The organism is Ilyobacter sp. (assembly GCF_041583315.1).
GTDB lineage: Bacteria > Fusobacteriota > Fusobacteriia > Fusobacteriales > Fusobacteriaceae > Ilyobacter.
The window spans coordinates 1-1,576 of record NZ_JBFHGC010000615.1 but is presented as its reverse complement, the minus strand read 5'-3'; the positions used below and the strand labels follow the sequence as shown (position 1 = coordinate 1,576).

The 1,576-nt window shown below is 31.0% G+C and carries 2 protein-coding genes; both read right to left on the bottom strand.

Annotated features, from left to right (window positions below):
• Positions 1 to 578, bottom strand: a 578-nt coding sequence (locus ABZA26_RS14775) for a transposase (protein WP_372715248.1), incomplete at its 3' end; no start/stop codon positions are given.
• Between the two features lie 133 nt (positions 579 to 711).
• Positions 712 to 1,125, bottom strand: a complete 414-nt coding sequence (locus tag ABZA26_RS14770) for a transposase (RefSeq protein ID WP_372715247.1) — start codon at positions 1,123 to 1,125, stop codon at positions 712 to 714.
• Between the last annotated feature and the right edge of the window lie 451 nt (positions 1,126 to 1,576).

Below are 1,576 nucleotides of genomic sequence, written 5' to 3'. Positions count from 1 at the left end.
GTGACTCCTAAGACAACATAGGCAGCCTTTTTAACAATCCTATTATCCTCTTTGACTGAATAGTGGACTGCAACAAGGAAAATGAATGGATATACAGGATCAAGAGCTCTGCTCTCCCATTCCTGAATAAGAGGAATTAGTTTATCAGTTATTCTACTAACACTTTCTGCAGAAACTTCAAATCCATAGATATCCTGAACATGAGAGCTGATATCTCTAGTACTCATTCCTTTTCCATAGAGTGATAAGATATTATCTTCCAATTTTGAAATATCTCTTTGATGTTTCTCAACAATCTTAGGCTGATATGCACCTTCTCTATCTCTTGGAACGAGGAGGTCAATATTTCCAGCGCTTGATTTAACAGTTTTCTTGTACTTACCATTTCTAGAGTTGGTTGTTGATTTATTTGCTAAGTCATACTTGGAGTACCCAAGCTCTTCCTCAATTTCAGCTTCCAGAGCTTCCTGGATAGTATCTTTAAAAATATCTTTTAAAGCTTCTTCGATGTCCTTGATAGATTTAAAGTTTCCTTCTCTAACAAAATCTCTTAAAAGTTCCTTAGGTAAAACAGACATAAAAAAATCCCTCCCTTAACTATGTAGATACAACAGTATCGTTAAGTGATCAAGGGAAGGACTCAAAAACACAAAAATATTTACACTGCCGAGTAAATCGGATAAACCCTTTAGCCATTTAATAATTAATTTTCTAAGACCTATTTTTGAATTCGTTTACTTGTTTTTTTAAACCAAAAGTAAGATTAGATATCTGTTCGTCTGTTATATAATCTATTCCCAGAATCTTAGTGGCCTGATTAATTTTACATACAGATATCCCATCAGTGTATGCATCTTGAATAATATTAAGAAGAATGGTCTCAGATTTTTTTTTATCATTGACAAAGAAAGGAACATATCCTCCTTTTCTCAATTTTGGAACCATTAGATGCACAATTCCAATTCTTGTATTAAATTGTCTAGAACGATATCCTGAACGATAGACATTCCGATCAGATTTTCTTTCAGATTTTGAAGCACCGGCCTTAGAATTTACTTCAACTTCCATTAATTCTGTACATAACCATTCCAGCGTAGGAAGTATAGGGGTCAATTCGGTTGGCATTTTCTCAAAAGATGATGTGTCATTTTTAATATGCACTTGTCATCAACTCCTCTAATATTATTTTAGTGGTTCAATCCATTAAAATAATTATGATATCTATTTGAAAGATTTTATCAATAAAAGTAAAAATATATCACTTTTGTGTAAGAGATTAATTTTAATTAAGCATGAAAAAATAGAATTAAGAATTAATATTTTCAAATAAAAAAATTCTTGAGATACTTTGATGTCAAAACCGTAATATTTCCAAAAATAAACTGTTTTTATACCTTGAATAAGTGGAGTTAATAATTAGACTTCTTTTATATAAACATTAAATTCTTGTAAATTAACCTCTAGTTTAAGTTTTCTATAATCCTGAAGATTTTTTACAGTCTCTCCACGCTCAGCTTTTTTTAATTTTTCTTCATGCTTTTTTAACGCTTCAATTGCTTCTTGTTCTTCAAATTGT

Excerpts from the sequence above, each read along its gene's own strand:
- ABZA26_RS14770 (WP_372715247.1), bottom strand. The coding sequence starts at position 1,125 with ATGCCAACCGAATTGACCCCTATACTTCCTACGCTGGAATGGTTATGT.